Raw genomic sequence first — 12,879 nt, 5'->3', positions numbered from 1 at the left:
CCTCTGAATATTGACAACCTCCTTTTTTCAATATACATAATGATAAAAGGAGGTAAAATGCACAATAATTTATCTAATATATTCATAGACAATGGTTTAATAAACTTAAAGGATAATTGTGGTCGTACACCATTATTTTATTCTAATGACTATTTACTTACAACATCTCTTTTAGCTGCAGGAGCCGACCTATATCATTTAGATAACTATGGAAGGACACCTTTATTTTATAACTGGATACATAGCAAAGCAATAATCGATTTGTTTATACAACTTGGTATCGACTTGAACATAATAGATAGTCATGGTTTAACATTCATGTCATATGATATGGCACTGCTCAACCCTCACATTATTATAAACCATAAGCATCTAATTACTAATAAAATAATAAAAATCAAAACATTTACGCCAAACTCATTTAGCTACATAAAACTACTGTTGAATAGTGGTTTTATTGTTGAATTTACTCCAATCGTAAAATTAGAGTTTCCACAAGAACGGCAAGAACAGATGCTATTGGATCTCTTATATTTTATTAGCAAACACAATATATCTTTAAACAATGTAAAGTTGATATATAAAACCTCATCGTCCATAATAAATATAGTAGATGAAAAGAAATACAAATCATATGAATAAGCAAGAGCTAATTTATAGAAGCGGTTGCACCGTTCTATAAAGCTCTTGCTTTTCTTGCTTCCTTTCAGTCAGACAATAAAAGAACACCTACACAATCAAGGTTGCTGATTGACAAACTACTAATTAATTGTATAAATGATATATGAAGCATACGGATTATGCTTATCAATCAGTAACATATAAAATGGAGTTTATATGAAAGAGAGTTTTTATACAGATAACATAGATCTATCCAAAACTTCCCGCCGTGGTAGTTTTAATAAAAGTAAAATTCCTTCAGAAGCAGTAAGAAGCTATTGTGTCAGTGTCCGATTGAATGTTGAAGAACTGCAACTCCTGAATATAAAGCGAGGCTCTTATAAAAAAGGAGAGTGGCTTCGTATGGCTTCCCTTCAAAAGTTACCTCCCGTTATACCTGCGATTAATACCAAAGCATGGATAGCTTTAACCGACATATCGCAAAAACTAAATCGCATTGCGGCCCACATAGATGGTAAGAGCAAAGATAGTCACCTTACTCATACAGAGCTTTTCGCTGTGAAGCGACAACTTGAAGAGCTTCGCACGAATCTTTTAAGTGACAGTATATGGAGCCTCCCGAATGAAGGGTATGCGGAAGATTCGCAGGGGTAAGAACTTTGCTGGTGTGGTCCAATACGCATTGAAACCGGGAGCACACCACAAAAGTGATCCAGTCGTCATTGGCGGGAACATGTTAGGTGATTCAGCCCTTGAACTGATCACTGAATTCGATAGCACCAAGCATCTTCGCCAGGATGTCGCAAAACCAGTTTGGCACAACTCGCTTCGCTTACCTGATGGTGAATCACTATCGAATGACCAATGGGCAAAGATAGCTGACGACTATATGAAAAAGATGGGGTTTAGTGATACTCACCTCTGTTGCTATGTGCTTCATGACGACGAAGGCAAGCATATACACATTATCGCCAGCAGAATCGACATTGCCAGTGGGAAGCTCTACTTAGGTAGGAACGAAAATCTTATAAGCACACGGATCATCAGTGAACTTGAAATTACTCATAACCTGACAGTGACCAAGACAGCACCATCCCTCTCAAATAAACAACCGAAGCGGAAAAGAATCTCTCGCAACGAACAAATGCTATCAGAACGGACTGGTGTTCCCTGTCCCAAGAAATCCCTTCAGCAGATCATTGATAAAAGTATGACTGATAAGCCCGACCTTCTTACTTTTATTAAGCGACTCGAAGATTCAGAAGTCGGCTGTAAGGCCAACATTGCTTCTACCGGTAAGATGAACGGCTTCTCTTTCGAATACCGCAATATAGCTTTCAAGGCATCTCAACTTGGAAAGGCATACTCATGGGTAAATCTTCAAAAGCAGCTTAACTACAAACAAAGCCACTTAGAAGTTCTTCGAGCGACAAAGGAAGCTATCCCTATCCCTGCTCCTGCTCCTGCTCCTGCTCCTGCTCCTGCTCCTGCTCCTGCTCCTGCTCCTGCTCCTGCAACAATTTTGGAAACCAGGGAGCAAAAGGAAAGTATCAGTGAAAAAATTGCTGAACTCGAACTGCGACTCAGAAAAGACAGACGAAACGAGATCGTTGAGAAGATTCTCCAAAAGAATGCGGTTAACCAGCAAAAGCATCTCAGGCTTATCGGCTGGCTTCCATTTCTTAGAAGGCTTGCAGAGCTTCTCCGAAGCTATGGTAAGAGCATTCTTCACAAGCCCCTCCCCCCTGGATTCTCAAATCTCTATGCCGCCCGACCTTTACATAAAGAAAGGAAAATTCATTTATAAACAAAATCTTACCGCTTATCCCTGACAGCAATATCGTTTGGGTAGTGGTTAATTTAGGATAAGTCAACAATAAATTGATCGTTATTACAGATCGATAAACTATTTATGATAGCTTTTACCTATCACGATTCAAACATCGATCGGTACAAGTGATTTTACTTTAGCCAGCCAGCCATCGAGAATCCCTACAAACACGCAGTAAATCTTCCACCCTGGGGTTGCTATGAAAAACGAAACAATAAAGTGCCCGTTCTGCTTTACACAAAGTCCTCACGGTGTGCGGATTTGTAAAGGCTGCCATGCAAAGATCGCTTACGGTGAAAGCCCGCTCAGTGTGGCATTCCTGTTTCAATTCGTTGCATTTGGTCTCGCGTGGTTAGCATTTTCGTGGACTGGCAGCACTCTTGTATCAGTCATTACGTTTTTCGTAAGCATCATTATTCTTATCTATAAAATTAAAAAAACGTATGCAGACAGAGTTGTTTTTATACGGTGAAATTAATTTCACACAACCGCAAACCTAAAATGAGAAAGTAAATGAACCGATTTATAAAGTCATCTTTTTTTATTATTGTCTTCCTGCTTTCTGGCTGTTCAACATCAGGGAACCAGAACCTTAAAAACGAAACACCTCAAAGCCTCCAATCAAAGATCATTAAAAACAAAACAACTAAGACGGAATTACTCACTAAATTAGGTGAGCCTGATACAAGAACCACACTCGATGACGGAAATGAGCAGTGGAGATACTTTATGTATAACAATCAGTTCAATGCAACAACTTTCATTCCAGTTGTAGGGCTGTTTACTGGCGGTTCGCAGACTCAGTCTAAAACTCTTGAAATAGATTTCAAAGGCGAAATTGTCAGCAAATGGACGTTCTCCACTGACAATAACAACACCAAAACGGGCGTTCTTAACTGACTATTCCTGGAAAAATAAAAATGAAAACATACTCAATCCTTACCGTTATTCTTACAGCGTTTCTTCTAACCGCATGTAACAGTGAACCCTCAGAAAAAGATATTTATACAGCTTTAAGTAAATGGACGGAAAGCCATCTTACATCAGTGAAAAAAGTTGATTGCACAAAAGAATCTGATAAAAGTTATAAGTGTAATGTAGTAACGGTAATTGATGGTAATCTCAAGCAAGCAGCATCCATTAAACTCCTAAAAACAGATGACGGCTGGCAGTTTGTAGGGAATTAAAATTGATTACTGAAATGAAGCTCCCGTAGGGAGCTTTTATAATCTAACATTTCTTACTCTGACTACTTCATGGGTTAACTCTTTCTCGATAACCTTCACTTCATACTGTGTTCTTACAACCGTATAAATTCCTTCTGCTTTTTCTTGATTGTTGTCAATATAGTTCACGAGAGAGTTTAGCTCTCTGATAACAGCCCCCTTATTGTTCAATCGCTGCAACAAAGTACTTGTAAGGCATTTGTATACAGAACTGAACATCGTCATAATGTTGTCTATGTTACGATTAGAGCGAGTGTATAGCTGTCTTGGGTAGAAATACTTTAAATGATAGCCAACAAAAAGCAGGTATAGCTGGTATGAGAAACTTTTATCGCCTGGCTGGTACCTTTTTGAGATATATTTATCAACAATAATAATAAGCTGTTCTTCCAGTGTCTCCACTGCAAAGTTGTTTTGTTTGTCCATAAATTGCATCCTTGCAAGTTAGTTTTGTCTTCCTGACTATATATATAAATACCATATTAACATCACCTGTCAATAGGTAAAACCTATCAAAATATTATTTCCTTGCTCTCTGTGGAAATTCTTCTTCAAGAATAGAAGCCAATATATTATGCCTGTAAGCATTTTCGTGCATTCTTTGAATCATAAGCAGTAAATTATTATTTTCATATTTTAGTGCCGAATTATCATTTTCAAGTCGTTCTATTCTTTTCGCCGCAAGGCTCAGGCTACCGGGTAACTTCGCATTTTGACGTTTAACCATACCAGATCTTTTTCTGGTCCTATACGCAACGACAATCTCACTATGCTGGCTTAATGCTTGCCGTGTAGGTACTTTACCTAAAATTTTTTTGCAAGCCACGCATAAAGAATCCCAAGTGAAATCAGGCTTACTCCAGGTTTCAATAAGTTTAACAATAGCTTTTATTTCTTTATCATAAAACTTTCTTGCCATATAATCTCCTCACATTAATATGCATTCAATTTCCATTCTTAAATCTTTAATTTTTTCCAGAATATATTTTCTTTTTCTTGGATCTGAATTTTGTATTTTTAATTCTAGTTTTTCAAATTTATCTTTAATCAAATTCATAATAATCGATTGTTCATTAAATGAAGATTCTGAAATTTTTGTTTCTTCGTAGGTGTTTCTGTTCAATAGTTTCCTTGATAGTTCTGATAACTCGTCGTGAGACATATGATCATATACTGAATTCTGCTTAACACTCCTTCTCCCAGACCATTGGGCAATTTGTATCTCTGACAATACGCTTCGTTGAGCTATAGTATTAAGTAAATGTCTAATTTGATGGCTGCGGAAAATTAAAATAGGATCATCACAGTTAAAATGTATATTCCTATGAAATATGTTATTCATATTATCAGTGCGAAAATCCGCTCTAAAATACTTTGAAGATGCCTTAATTGTTGTGAAAATATCAGCACCCTTGATAGAGTCCAATAAATTATGATTTATGGAGCATAAATTATCATTAATATTTTCAGAATTAACATTCTTTCGCTTTATATAAATCCAAAATGCTTTTACACTGACTGTGCCATGTTTTATCTTAGACAAGAATTTTAGATTTTCTTGGGAGATATTTGATTGATTTATAACAAAGCCAAGTTTGTGGAGATCTTCAATTGTTAAACAATCAAATGCACTTCTGTTTAATGACTCGTATAAATTAATTTCCCCTGCTTTTATCAACCGTGAAACAACCCTTGCATTCCTTGTAAGTTTTTTCAATCGCATGATAGCCTTTGAAGCTACAGGAACCATACAGTCTGGAATCCATTTGGTATTGTATCCAAAGCCCTTCAGAGAAAGAAATCGCAAACCATATCTTGATATGCCATTACTATCTTCAACTATAACTTCACAGTCCTCTTCCAAAAGCATAATTTCACTAATTCGAGATGGAGCACATAAGAGCAATGCAAAAATAGAAGATGTAAATATGTCCCTTTCATTAACTGGATTAGAACTAAATATTTTACCAATAAAATCTATAGCCTTTTCATCAGGAAGTTTTTTCTGCTTGGATAAATTTCCCATCGAATCCATTGTGCTATTTGTGTAGGCATCATATGCCTTAAATGGATATGACCATCGTGTAATGGATTCTGGCAACATTTCGTTCTTAGACATAAAAGAACATAATACCCTAAGATCTAAATATATTTTATAAGAAGTGGATATTGCGAAATTTTCTTTAACAATAGTCATAACTTCATCTAATACTTTATGATCTATACTTGAAACCTTAACTTCTTTATTTGTTTTAACCATGGCAATTTCTAATATCCTAAATAATCTCAGCACTCTGAAAGCTACAGATAAATCATGAAAGCACTCATGCCATACATATGCTTTTGCGAACTCTGCAATGTTATAATTCATTAATTTCTTATTCTTGTTCCCCATTCTAACCTTGATTCCGCTAAAAAATGTAATTCCGCCTCCCCAACTTGAATTATCCCACTCAAAATTTCCAAATTTTTTCGCATGAGCCTTATTAGCGATAATGAAGTTATTGATCATTTTATCATGGATTTCTTTCATCACTTTATCCTTGTTTTAAATGCTATTGATTATATCGTCGATAGAATTAGTTACTAACGATATAGATGTATTATCAAAAGAGTTAGTTTTATATCCACCGCAGTATTCTTCTATCAAATGCTTCAAAGAATCTAACTCTTTCTGAAGCTCTTTTCCCTCAATAAATTTGTTAGCCAGTGGCTTCATTAGTTCGTTTACAGCTTCATTAATCCTCTTGCCATTTTCCGCTGTATTTTCTATATAACTCATAACAGAATTGATTGAAGAATGGTCCAAAACATTTGCTATCAGTGAAGGACCATAACCCAATTGTGCAACCTTGGTGCCTAATGAATATCTAAATCTGCGCGAATTTATACACCCCATATAGGCTTGATATTCATTTATTGAACGATTTATAGTGTTCCTTATTTTTAGTGTTATGGCATAGGGGTTAAGTTTTAATCCACCACTTTCAATCATGTTTAGCTCAACACATCCTTTTTTGAATGGATATGTGTTTATAAAAATTGGTAGTTTTCTCTTTTGTTTTTCACTTAAATCGATTTTTAATGTGTCACTGACCAGCGAATTCACAGCTTCAACGAGATATGTCAATTGGCCGAAAAGCTCTTCTGGAATTTGTAATTTTCTAAACTCTTTTCTATATCCATTTCGTTGTTTAATTCTTGGGATATTGAGAAAGTACTCTCCATTAAAAGCCAAGAGATCACCAGCTTCAAGTTGAGATATTTGCATAGGTCGCCGCCCGGAATATGCAACAAGGAAAGTTAGCAGATAGTTTGACAGACTTACCTTTTCTTCCTTATAAGCTATCGCTACAGAATCTATAATTACATTTAATTGCGAGTCACTAAAGGGACCTTTTTTATAATCATGTGTTTTTATAGACTTGTTTGCATTTGTTTTTTTAACTTTAATATTTCCTAAAAATAGGATTGCTTCTTCCGAAAATAAGGATGGGTAAAGACCACTCATCTTCATAAAAAAATATTTTACTGTCTCTGCATGTGTGTAATCTAATGAGCTCACAACTTTATAGTAATACTTTATACAATCTTTAGAAAACAAGCTATCATTCGTATTACAGGCCTTAATGTAATGCTTTACTGCATAAAACATTTTCTTAGTATAACTGGCACTATAATTTATAGCGAAATATGCCAAAGTGGTTTTGATAGGTATATATGCACTGATGACTACTCTTAAAGAATCAATGTTCAATGTTATACTTTCACTTATCTTCCACTTGGAATAAGAAAAGTTCACTTTGAAATTACCATCTTTGGTTTCAAAAACCGAATATTGACTTTCTTGTAGCTTTCTTAGCGTTTGAAACATTGGATTTGTCCTCTACTATGTTTTTGAGTGGGTTAATAACAGCCATTATTTTTCGGCTTTCTTGTGCTATAAATGCTTGGTTATAGATATCTGAGGTTGTACTATTCTTTTTCCACCCCATAAGATAATTTCTTACTTTCTCATAAGTAATATAATCCTGAGAGTTCGAATTCATGAGCATCATTTCTGAGAATTTCACATTCCAAGTATGTCTTAGCGAATGCCCCACAATATCGCTCAATACATTACTATTTTTCCTAATTTGTTCGAAAATTTTCTGATAACCTGAAATAGTCAATGCATAACCTAATTGACCTTTACTGCTATGAGTAACAAGCAGATAGTCATGCTCCCCTGCATGACACTGCTTACTTCTGAAATCACTAATATAATTCTGTATTAACTCAGTCAATTCTATACTCAATGGTATTTTTCTTTCTAAAGTTTTAACCAATGGTTGCCTTAATCGTGGTTCGTTTTGATCATCTGGCCTTCTTACTATGCATAGACTTTTGTGGACATAGTCAAAATCAACCAACTTAATATTAAGTAGTTCCCCTCCCCTAATACCTGTCTCTAACAACATTTCAATTATTAGATTATTTCGGAACCTTACATGCTCCGAAAATGGATTAATCTTAGATTTAACACTTACCATATCAGTCAAAGTTGTAACTTGTTCATTTGTCAATGATTTGCTTTCACTTTCAATATTGTAATTCTTTCCGTTTTCTATTCTTGGCTTTATAAAATCAAATGCTCGACTGATTGTTTCATAACGAGAAGAATCAATATTATTGATAGCAATGTTATCAAAAAACCATTTGACGTAATTTTCAATTGTCATTATCTTGAAATAAAGGGTTCTTTTAGAGACATGTTGTTCTTTAAGAATGCTTGTAACATTCTCTAAGTCGTTTCTGTAAGTGAGGGCATTCATTAACCCGAATAAATATCCTTTGTTCGAGACAAGTTTTTCGATATCATGATTTACCATTTCAAAAAAAACCACATTCATGTCATCATTATATCTTTCAAATAAAAGCAAAGCATTTGCTATTGCTTCCATTGTTGAAAATGAATAGCTATTTGTTCGTGAAACAACACTCATATATAAGTTAGGATAAACCAAGGGTAATCCGTTGCTCTCATTAATAATAATGCAACTTCTGATACCATCCTTATTCTTCAATCTTTTTATTCTATATTTCAAAGTCATATCACCTCTATTTACATTTAATCGTCAGTGAAAATAAATAAAGCATATAACATAAGCAATTTACAAATATATTTTCCTGAATTTAACATTATTCCCTTTTACAATGACGCATCCCGGTCGAAAATTTATAATATCCCTCTAGAGGGATATTATAATCCTTTCTTTTCACTTGAAATAGTTAACCCATTATTTTAAAAGGAATTAAAGGTGTTTTGTAAATTAAAAAGTAAATAGCACTATCATTTCAACAATGCAATTTACAAAATAGTACTAAATATTGATTCATTCAAAGAATGGTTTTCAACCCAATCTGATATCGAATTATCCGTTTCGATAAATTTCTAATTTCATCAGGGCATTTGATTAGTGAGAACCATGTCTCGTAAACATAAAACTGTTCGAAAATATTAAGCTCAGAGATCGAATCTAACGGTTCTCTTAGATTCCCCACTAAATACTGGCTTAACCAGTAAACAATCTTTCTGTTAAACTCATTATCAGGTAAATCGTAAATCGCTCCGGGTTCGAAAATTTCACAAAAAAGTTCCTGACCCAGATTACACATATGGTTATCTTCACTCACAAATTCTTCGATATTCATAACATGTCTCCCCAAATTAACTAAGCAACATTATTTCGACTTGTTTCGATAACTGATTGAATCCACTCGTCAACTTCACTCTCGATAAAAGCAACGGCACGAACTCCGATCTTAACGGGTGCCGGAAACCGACTTTCACTGATCAGACGATAGATCCAGGCCTTGCCGAAACCAGTTCGTTTCAAGACTTCTGGTAAACGAATTAAGCTTTGATTGGTTGTATTCATTTGGCTGTCTCCTCCGCTTCCGTTAAGGAGATATTAGCCACACAGATTTGTATCTATGAAGGGAGTGCTGATAACTGAAAATTTAGATGAGGGAAGAATGGAGAGAAATTTAGGGGAAGAAAAATATTTTCACCATCCCCTTGACAATTGCATGATGATTTATAACTAGAGAGATCCGAGTTCTGAAATCGGTATGTTGATGAGATGACTGTTTTTACTAAGAAAGTACTCCAAACTACGAGTTATCTCTCCATTTAAAGCCTTCTCAGCAACGGGCCTATCTGTATCTTTAATGTGATCTTCGCCTCTAATCTCGTGAGTGAAATCAGGATACAACACACGAGACAAGACCATATTTGAGATTTTTGCTTTTTTGAATTTTGACCAAATTAGTAGGTCCATCATAGGAATAATGTTGTAATCGATAAGTTTTCTTATTTTTGCGAGCCCTATCTTTTCTGTTTTTACTGGATCAATCTCGTATTCTTTCCTTAGATTTGGAAGCATAGTTTGCAGGGCTGATATAATTTCTTCATCACTAGATAATCCCAAATCAAATGATACATACATCTTGCTGCTATTTTTGTTGAGAAAAAAGTCTCTCATGGTTTGTGTTATGGGTTTATTTTTTAATTCTTTCTTGAAATCACCATTCTGTTCAAAGAAATCCATATCAAACATTATTAGTTTTTTCTCTAATTTTTCTATATCACCGAAACTTATCTGTACAACATGTTTTTGTCCCTTAACATAGGGATCATGATAATTTTCTTGTCTACTTAAAATAGGATTACCGTCAAGGATTGACTTCAAATTTTGATTTTCATCTTCCCATTCAAAATTTATACTATCAAAAATCACTTCTCTAAAGACAATTTCTCTATGCAGTTCCTTGATTGTAAACGATTTTATCGGTTCGTAGTTATCAAGATCAAACCAGTTCTTCAATTCCTCAAAGGGGCTAATTGCTCTCATAAACCGCTCTTAGAAATAATCATTGAAAATAACATTAAATTTGATATTTATTTATAAAATAAACACCTTCATATTTTAATACTAATTTTCAGTTAACCAACCAGAGCAAAGTAATTTGCTCCGGTAACTGATTATAGAGTACTAATGTGTCACACACTTTTCCATGAATGCATCGAGGAAATCGTCTGTAATTCCTTGAGGATTCCTTCTTGCACATAATGAGTAGAGTTCCTCTACAGCAGAATAGGGGAAGAATCGAGTATCTAATTCTTTAAACTGTGGCATATTAGAAAACTCTATAACTTTATTTCTATATTCGTCAGGTGCCACAACGGTCCAACGTATATTCTTTAACTGTGGTGCATAATCATAAAATTGTTTCATTCTTACCAAACCACTTTTAATACCAGTGCTATGTTCAATCTCCATAACTGCAGGCATTAATTTTCCATTTCGAAACCAAATGCAATCTATAAGCCGAGCTTCCTTGATAGCTTTATCATATGATTGAAGCACTTGTTCATTTCTTAAATTATCTATGACCCCATCCATTTGGGCTATAGATTTTCCATTATATTGGAGGCCTCGATCATTTGCTGCAACCCATGTTCGATAACCTAAGTAATGACCTATTTTTACTAATGAGATTTGAATTTGTGCATGACGTCTTTTTTCCTCAATCGTCATTCCTTTAGTAGGTAAGATTGTCTCTATATCAACTGATTGATGGACAACATCTAAATTCATCTCAGAAATTATAACATTAGTAATATGTTCTATTGCTACACCATTTTCATGTGGGTCATTTGGTCTATAAATAAGGTGCTTGTGACCTTTTTTAATGTTTTTCTGAGTGTTCATTACCTCAAGGCGATCAAGCTTACACCAATAAAACTCAGGAGTATGGGCCAAAAGGCTTTCGAGAACAGCACGTGTATTATAGCTTGCACCAAAAATACGATCCAAATTGACAGGGACATCTTCCTGTAAAGCATTAGCCAATCTCCACAACATTTGTGTGGAGATGCTTTCCGATTTAGAACTATGTAGTGTCTCGCCCTTTTTTGGATCGAATCTTTTAAATTCTATTGGGCCTTCGGGAAGTTGGACATTCGTTACAATGATTCTTCCCGAATTTCGCACATTTACATAATTAAACTGCGTGTTTCTTGGTAGATTGGCAATCGCCTGTGCTAAGTTCGCCGCAGTTACTCTCATATTCGATTCCTAAATGCTCTATAATAGATTTGGCAATACCGGCCGCTGCTAAGTAGGGTACACCGTTACCGACTGTTTTAAACATATTAGACAGAGTCATATAAGCAGGTAATTCAAATTCTTTTGGTAAAGACTGAATTGCTAATGCTTCGGCAACAGTAATTCTTCTTGGTTTATAAGGATGTAAATGTACCTCATTATTACCATAAGCAGCAGTTGGTGAAAATCTCCATCTATGCAACCTTTTATAGGATTTTTTACTATCGTCCCCTTCTTCGACAGTCAAAAACCTCGCAAGCCCTGCTCTTGCCGCGAATACATGCTTTGCATTTGGATGATTATCAACCTGGTTTTTCTTGAACCAATGCTCTACTGTTAACTCTTCTGGGATACCCTTTGGTTTTATAACAGAAGTGTTTTCTGAAAATTGGTTTGTCGTCGGCCAATTATATTCAAATGCAGTTCTTTCAGGGTAGACTCTTTGCCCCCAATTGAACTGACTTGCATATTTTTCATCAAGGAAACCAATCAATATGATTCGTTGCCTATCTTGAGGAGCACCATACTCAATAGAATTTATTAGTTTTTCATGCAAACAATAACCAACCGATTCTAATTGAGTTTTTAAATGGTCAAAAAACTCCCTATGTTTACTGGTACGGTATAGACCTTTAACATTCTCAAAAAGAAAGAAATCTGGTTTCATTTCAAGAATGATATCAATATAGCTTTGTGAAAGCCGACCGTTTTCACCATCTCGACCTTTATTTTTACCCGCTACAGAGAAATCCGGGCATGGTGGACCACCAATAAATCCAGTCAATCGCCCCTCATTTTTAAGTTGAAGCATAGAAGACTTAATTTTTTCATGTTCTACATCTTCAATACTGCACTCTGCATACCCAAAACGAGGTGGTGCTATATTTAATTTTTTCCTCGAATGTTTATATGCATCCATAAACGGAGCATGGTATTCATTCACGAAAACCACTTCATAACCATTTTTTTCAAATCCAAGATCAAGAAATCCTGAACCAGAGAAAAAAGAAAAAATTGCGGGGTTAATTGTGGACATTTTTTACCTATT

16 protein-coding genes are annotated in these 12,879 nt (G+C 35.0%); 6 read left to right on the top strand and 10 right to left on the bottom strand.

The window, feature by feature from the left end:
- Positions 1-57 precede the first annotated feature (57 nt).
- The 6 genes from PGR29_RS22540 (at position 58) to PGR29_RS22515 (ending at position 3,639) form a co-directional block, all read left to right on the top strand.
- A complete protein-coding gene (locus PGR29_RS22540) occupies positions 58-642 on the top strand; it encodes a hypothetical protein (protein ID WP_316425347.1) in 585 nt (194 codons plus the stop codon).
- A 195-nt stretch (positions 643-837) separates the two neighbouring features.
- The gene (locus PGR29_RS22535) at positions 838-1,275 is read left to right on the top strand and encodes a hypothetical protein (protein ID WP_316425346.1); all 438 of its coding nucleotides are present in this window, start codon (positions 838-840) and stop codon (positions 1,273-1,275) included.
- Entirely contained in the window at positions 1,244-2,428 is a 1,185-nt protein-coding gene (locus PGR29_RS22530; protein ID WP_316425345.1) for a relaxase/mobilization nuclease domain-containing protein, read from the top strand. The genes PGR29_RS22535 and PGR29_RS22530 overlap by 32 nt, the downstream gene beginning before the upstream one ends.
- Before the next feature lie 223 nt (positions 2,429-2,651).
- Positions 2,652-2,924, top strand: coding sequence for a hypothetical protein (locus tag PGR29_RS22525; RefSeq protein WP_000787429.1), 273 nt, complete (start codon positions 2,652-2,654; stop codon positions 2,922-2,924).
- Positions 2,925-2,965: 41 nt separating this feature from the next.
- Positions 2,966-3,352, top strand: coding sequence for a hypothetical protein (locus tag PGR29_RS22520; protein ID WP_045378575.1), 387 nt, complete (start codon positions 2,966-2,968; stop codon positions 3,350-3,352).
- Positions 3,353-3,372: 20 nt separating this feature from the next.
- Positions 3,373-3,639 (top strand): cell wall-binding protein, encoded by a 267-nt coding sequence (locus PGR29_RS22515; protein ID WP_316425344.1) that lies wholly within the window; start codon positions 3,373-3,375, stop codon positions 3,637-3,639.
- A 36-nt stretch (positions 3,640-3,675) separates the two neighbouring features.
- On the opposite strand, the gene PGR29_RS22510 is transcribed toward PGR29_RS22515, so the two are convergent.
- From PGR29_RS22510 to PGR29_RS22465, 10 genes are all read right to left on the bottom strand, one after another.
- Positions 3,676-4,104 (bottom strand): hypothetical protein, encoded by a 429-nt coding sequence (locus PGR29_RS22510; protein WP_316425343.1) that lies wholly within the window; start codon positions 4,102-4,104, stop codon positions 3,676-3,678.
- Between the two features lie 94 nt (positions 4,105-4,198).
- Entirely contained in the window at positions 4,199-4,597 is a 399-nt protein-coding gene (locus PGR29_RS22505) for a hypothetical protein (RefSeq protein ID WP_000101361.1), read from the bottom strand.
- A gap of 9 nt (positions 4,598-4,606) precedes the next feature.
- Positions 4,607-6,211 carry a hypothetical protein gene (locus PGR29_RS22500; protein WP_316425342.1) on the bottom strand — a complete coding sequence of 535 codons (1,605 nt, stop codon included), beginning with the start codon at positions 6,209-6,211 and terminating at the stop codon, positions 4,607-4,609.
- 15 nt (positions 6,212-6,226) lie between these two features.
- Positions 6,227-7,552 carry a tyrosine-type recombinase/integrase gene (locus tag PGR29_RS22495; RefSeq protein WP_316425341.1) on the bottom strand — a complete coding sequence of 442 codons (1,326 nt, stop codon included), beginning with the start codon at positions 7,550-7,552 and terminating at the stop codon, positions 6,227-6,229.
- On the bottom strand, positions 7,503-8,771 hold the full coding sequence (locus PGR29_RS22490) for a tyrosine-type recombinase/integrase (protein WP_316425340.1): 1,269 nt from the start codon (positions 8,769-8,771) through the stop codon (positions 7,503-7,505). Before PGR29_RS22490 ends, PGR29_RS22495 begins: the two co-directional genes overlap by 50 nt.
- Before the next feature lie 286 nt (positions 8,772-9,057).
- A complete protein-coding gene (locus tag PGR29_RS22485; protein ID WP_001019188.1) occupies positions 9,058-9,372 on the bottom strand; it encodes a hypothetical protein in 315 nt (104 codons plus the stop codon).
- A gap of 20 nt (positions 9,373-9,392) precedes the next feature.
- Positions 9,393-9,599 (bottom strand): helix-turn-helix transcriptional regulator, encoded by a 207-nt coding sequence (locus tag PGR29_RS22480; protein ID WP_316425339.1) that lies wholly within the window; start codon positions 9,597-9,599, stop codon positions 9,393-9,395.
- A 165-nt stretch (positions 9,600-9,764) separates the two neighbouring features.
- Positions 9,765-10,574, bottom strand: coding sequence for a DUF6387 family protein (locus PGR29_RS22475; RefSeq protein ID WP_316425338.1), 810 nt, complete (start codon positions 10,572-10,574; stop codon positions 9,765-9,767).
- Between the two features lie 141 nt (positions 10,575-10,715).
- Complete coding sequence (locus PGR29_RS22470) at positions 10,716-11,792, bottom strand: hypothetical protein (RefSeq protein ID WP_032301165.1); 1,077 nt, start codon at positions 11,790-11,792, stop codon at positions 10,716-10,718.
- On the bottom strand, positions 11,728-12,867 hold the full coding sequence (locus PGR29_RS22465) for a DNA cytosine methyltransferase (RefSeq protein WP_059236049.1): 1,140 nt from the start codon (positions 12,865-12,867) through the stop codon (positions 11,728-11,730). The genes PGR29_RS22470 and PGR29_RS22465 overlap by 65 nt, the downstream gene beginning before the upstream one ends.
- Positions 12,868-12,879 lie beyond the last annotated feature (12 nt).

The sequence above is a fragment of the Klebsiella sp. 141203 genome, assembly GCF_032601985.1.
GTDB lineage: Bacteria > Pseudomonadota > Gammaproteobacteria > Enterobacterales > Enterobacteriaceae > Klebsiella > Klebsiella aerogenes.
This window is presented reverse-complemented; position numbering and strand designations above follow the sequence as displayed.

Bases quoted from the DNA above. Each gene is read 5' to 3' on its own strand.
- PGR29_RS22500 (WP_316425342.1), bottom strand. From the start codon at position 6,211: ATGAAAGAAATCCATGATAAAATGATCAATAACTTCATTATCGCTAAT.
- PGR29_RS22505 (WP_000101361.1), bottom strand. From the start codon at position 4,597: ATGGCAAGAAAGTTTTATGATAAAGAAATAAAAGCTATTGTTAAACTT.
- PGR29_RS22540 (WP_316425347.1), top strand. From the start codon at position 58: ATGCACAATAATTTATCTAATATATTCATAGACAATGGTTTAATAAAC.
- PGR29_RS22530 (WP_316425345.1), top strand. From the start codon at position 1,244: ATGAAGGGTATGCGGAAGATTCGCAGGGGTAAGAACTTTGCTGGTGTG.
- PGR29_RS22525 (WP_000787429.1), top strand. From the start codon at position 2,652: ATGAAAAACGAAACAATAAAGTGCCCGTTCTGCTTTACACAAAGTCCT.
- PGR29_RS22470 (WP_032301165.1), bottom strand. From the start codon at position 11,792: ATGAGAGTAACTGCGGCGAACTTAGCACAGGCGATTGCCAATCTACCA.
- PGR29_RS22490 (WP_316425340.1), bottom strand. From the start codon at position 8,771: ATGACTTTGAAATATAGAATAAAAAGATTGAAGAATAAGGATGGTATC.
- PGR29_RS22535 (WP_316425346.1), top strand. From the start codon at position 838: ATGAAAGAGAGTTTTTATACAGATAACATAGATCTATCCAAAACTTCC.
- PGR29_RS22520 (WP_045378575.1), top strand. From the start codon at position 2,966: ATGAACCGATTTATAAAGTCATCTTTTTTTATTATTGTCTTCCTGCTT.
- PGR29_RS22485 (WP_001019188.1), bottom strand. From the start codon at position 9,372: ATGAATATCGAAGAATTTGTGAGTGAAGATAACCATATGTGTAATCTG.
- PGR29_RS22475 (WP_316425338.1), bottom strand. From the start codon at position 10,574: ATGAGAGCAATTAGCCCCTTTGAGGAATTGAAGAACTGGTTTGATCTT.
- PGR29_RS22515 (WP_316425344.1), top strand. From the start codon at position 3,373: ATGAAAACATACTCAATCCTTACCGTTATTCTTACAGCGTTTCTTCTA.
- PGR29_RS22480 (WP_316425339.1), bottom strand. From the start codon at position 9,599: ATGAATACAACCAATCAAAGCTTAATTCGTTTACCAGAAGTCTTGAAA.
- PGR29_RS22495 (WP_316425341.1), bottom strand. From the start codon at position 7,552: ATGTTTCAAACGCTAAGAAAGCTACAAGAAAGTCAATATTCGGTTTTT.
- PGR29_RS22510 (WP_316425343.1), bottom strand. From the start codon at position 4,104: ATGGACAAACAAAACAACTTTGCAGTGGAGACACTGGAAGAACAGCTT.
- PGR29_RS22465 (WP_059236049.1), bottom strand. From the start codon at position 12,867: ATGTCCACAATTAACCCCGCAATTTTTTCTTTTTTCTCTGGTTCAGGA.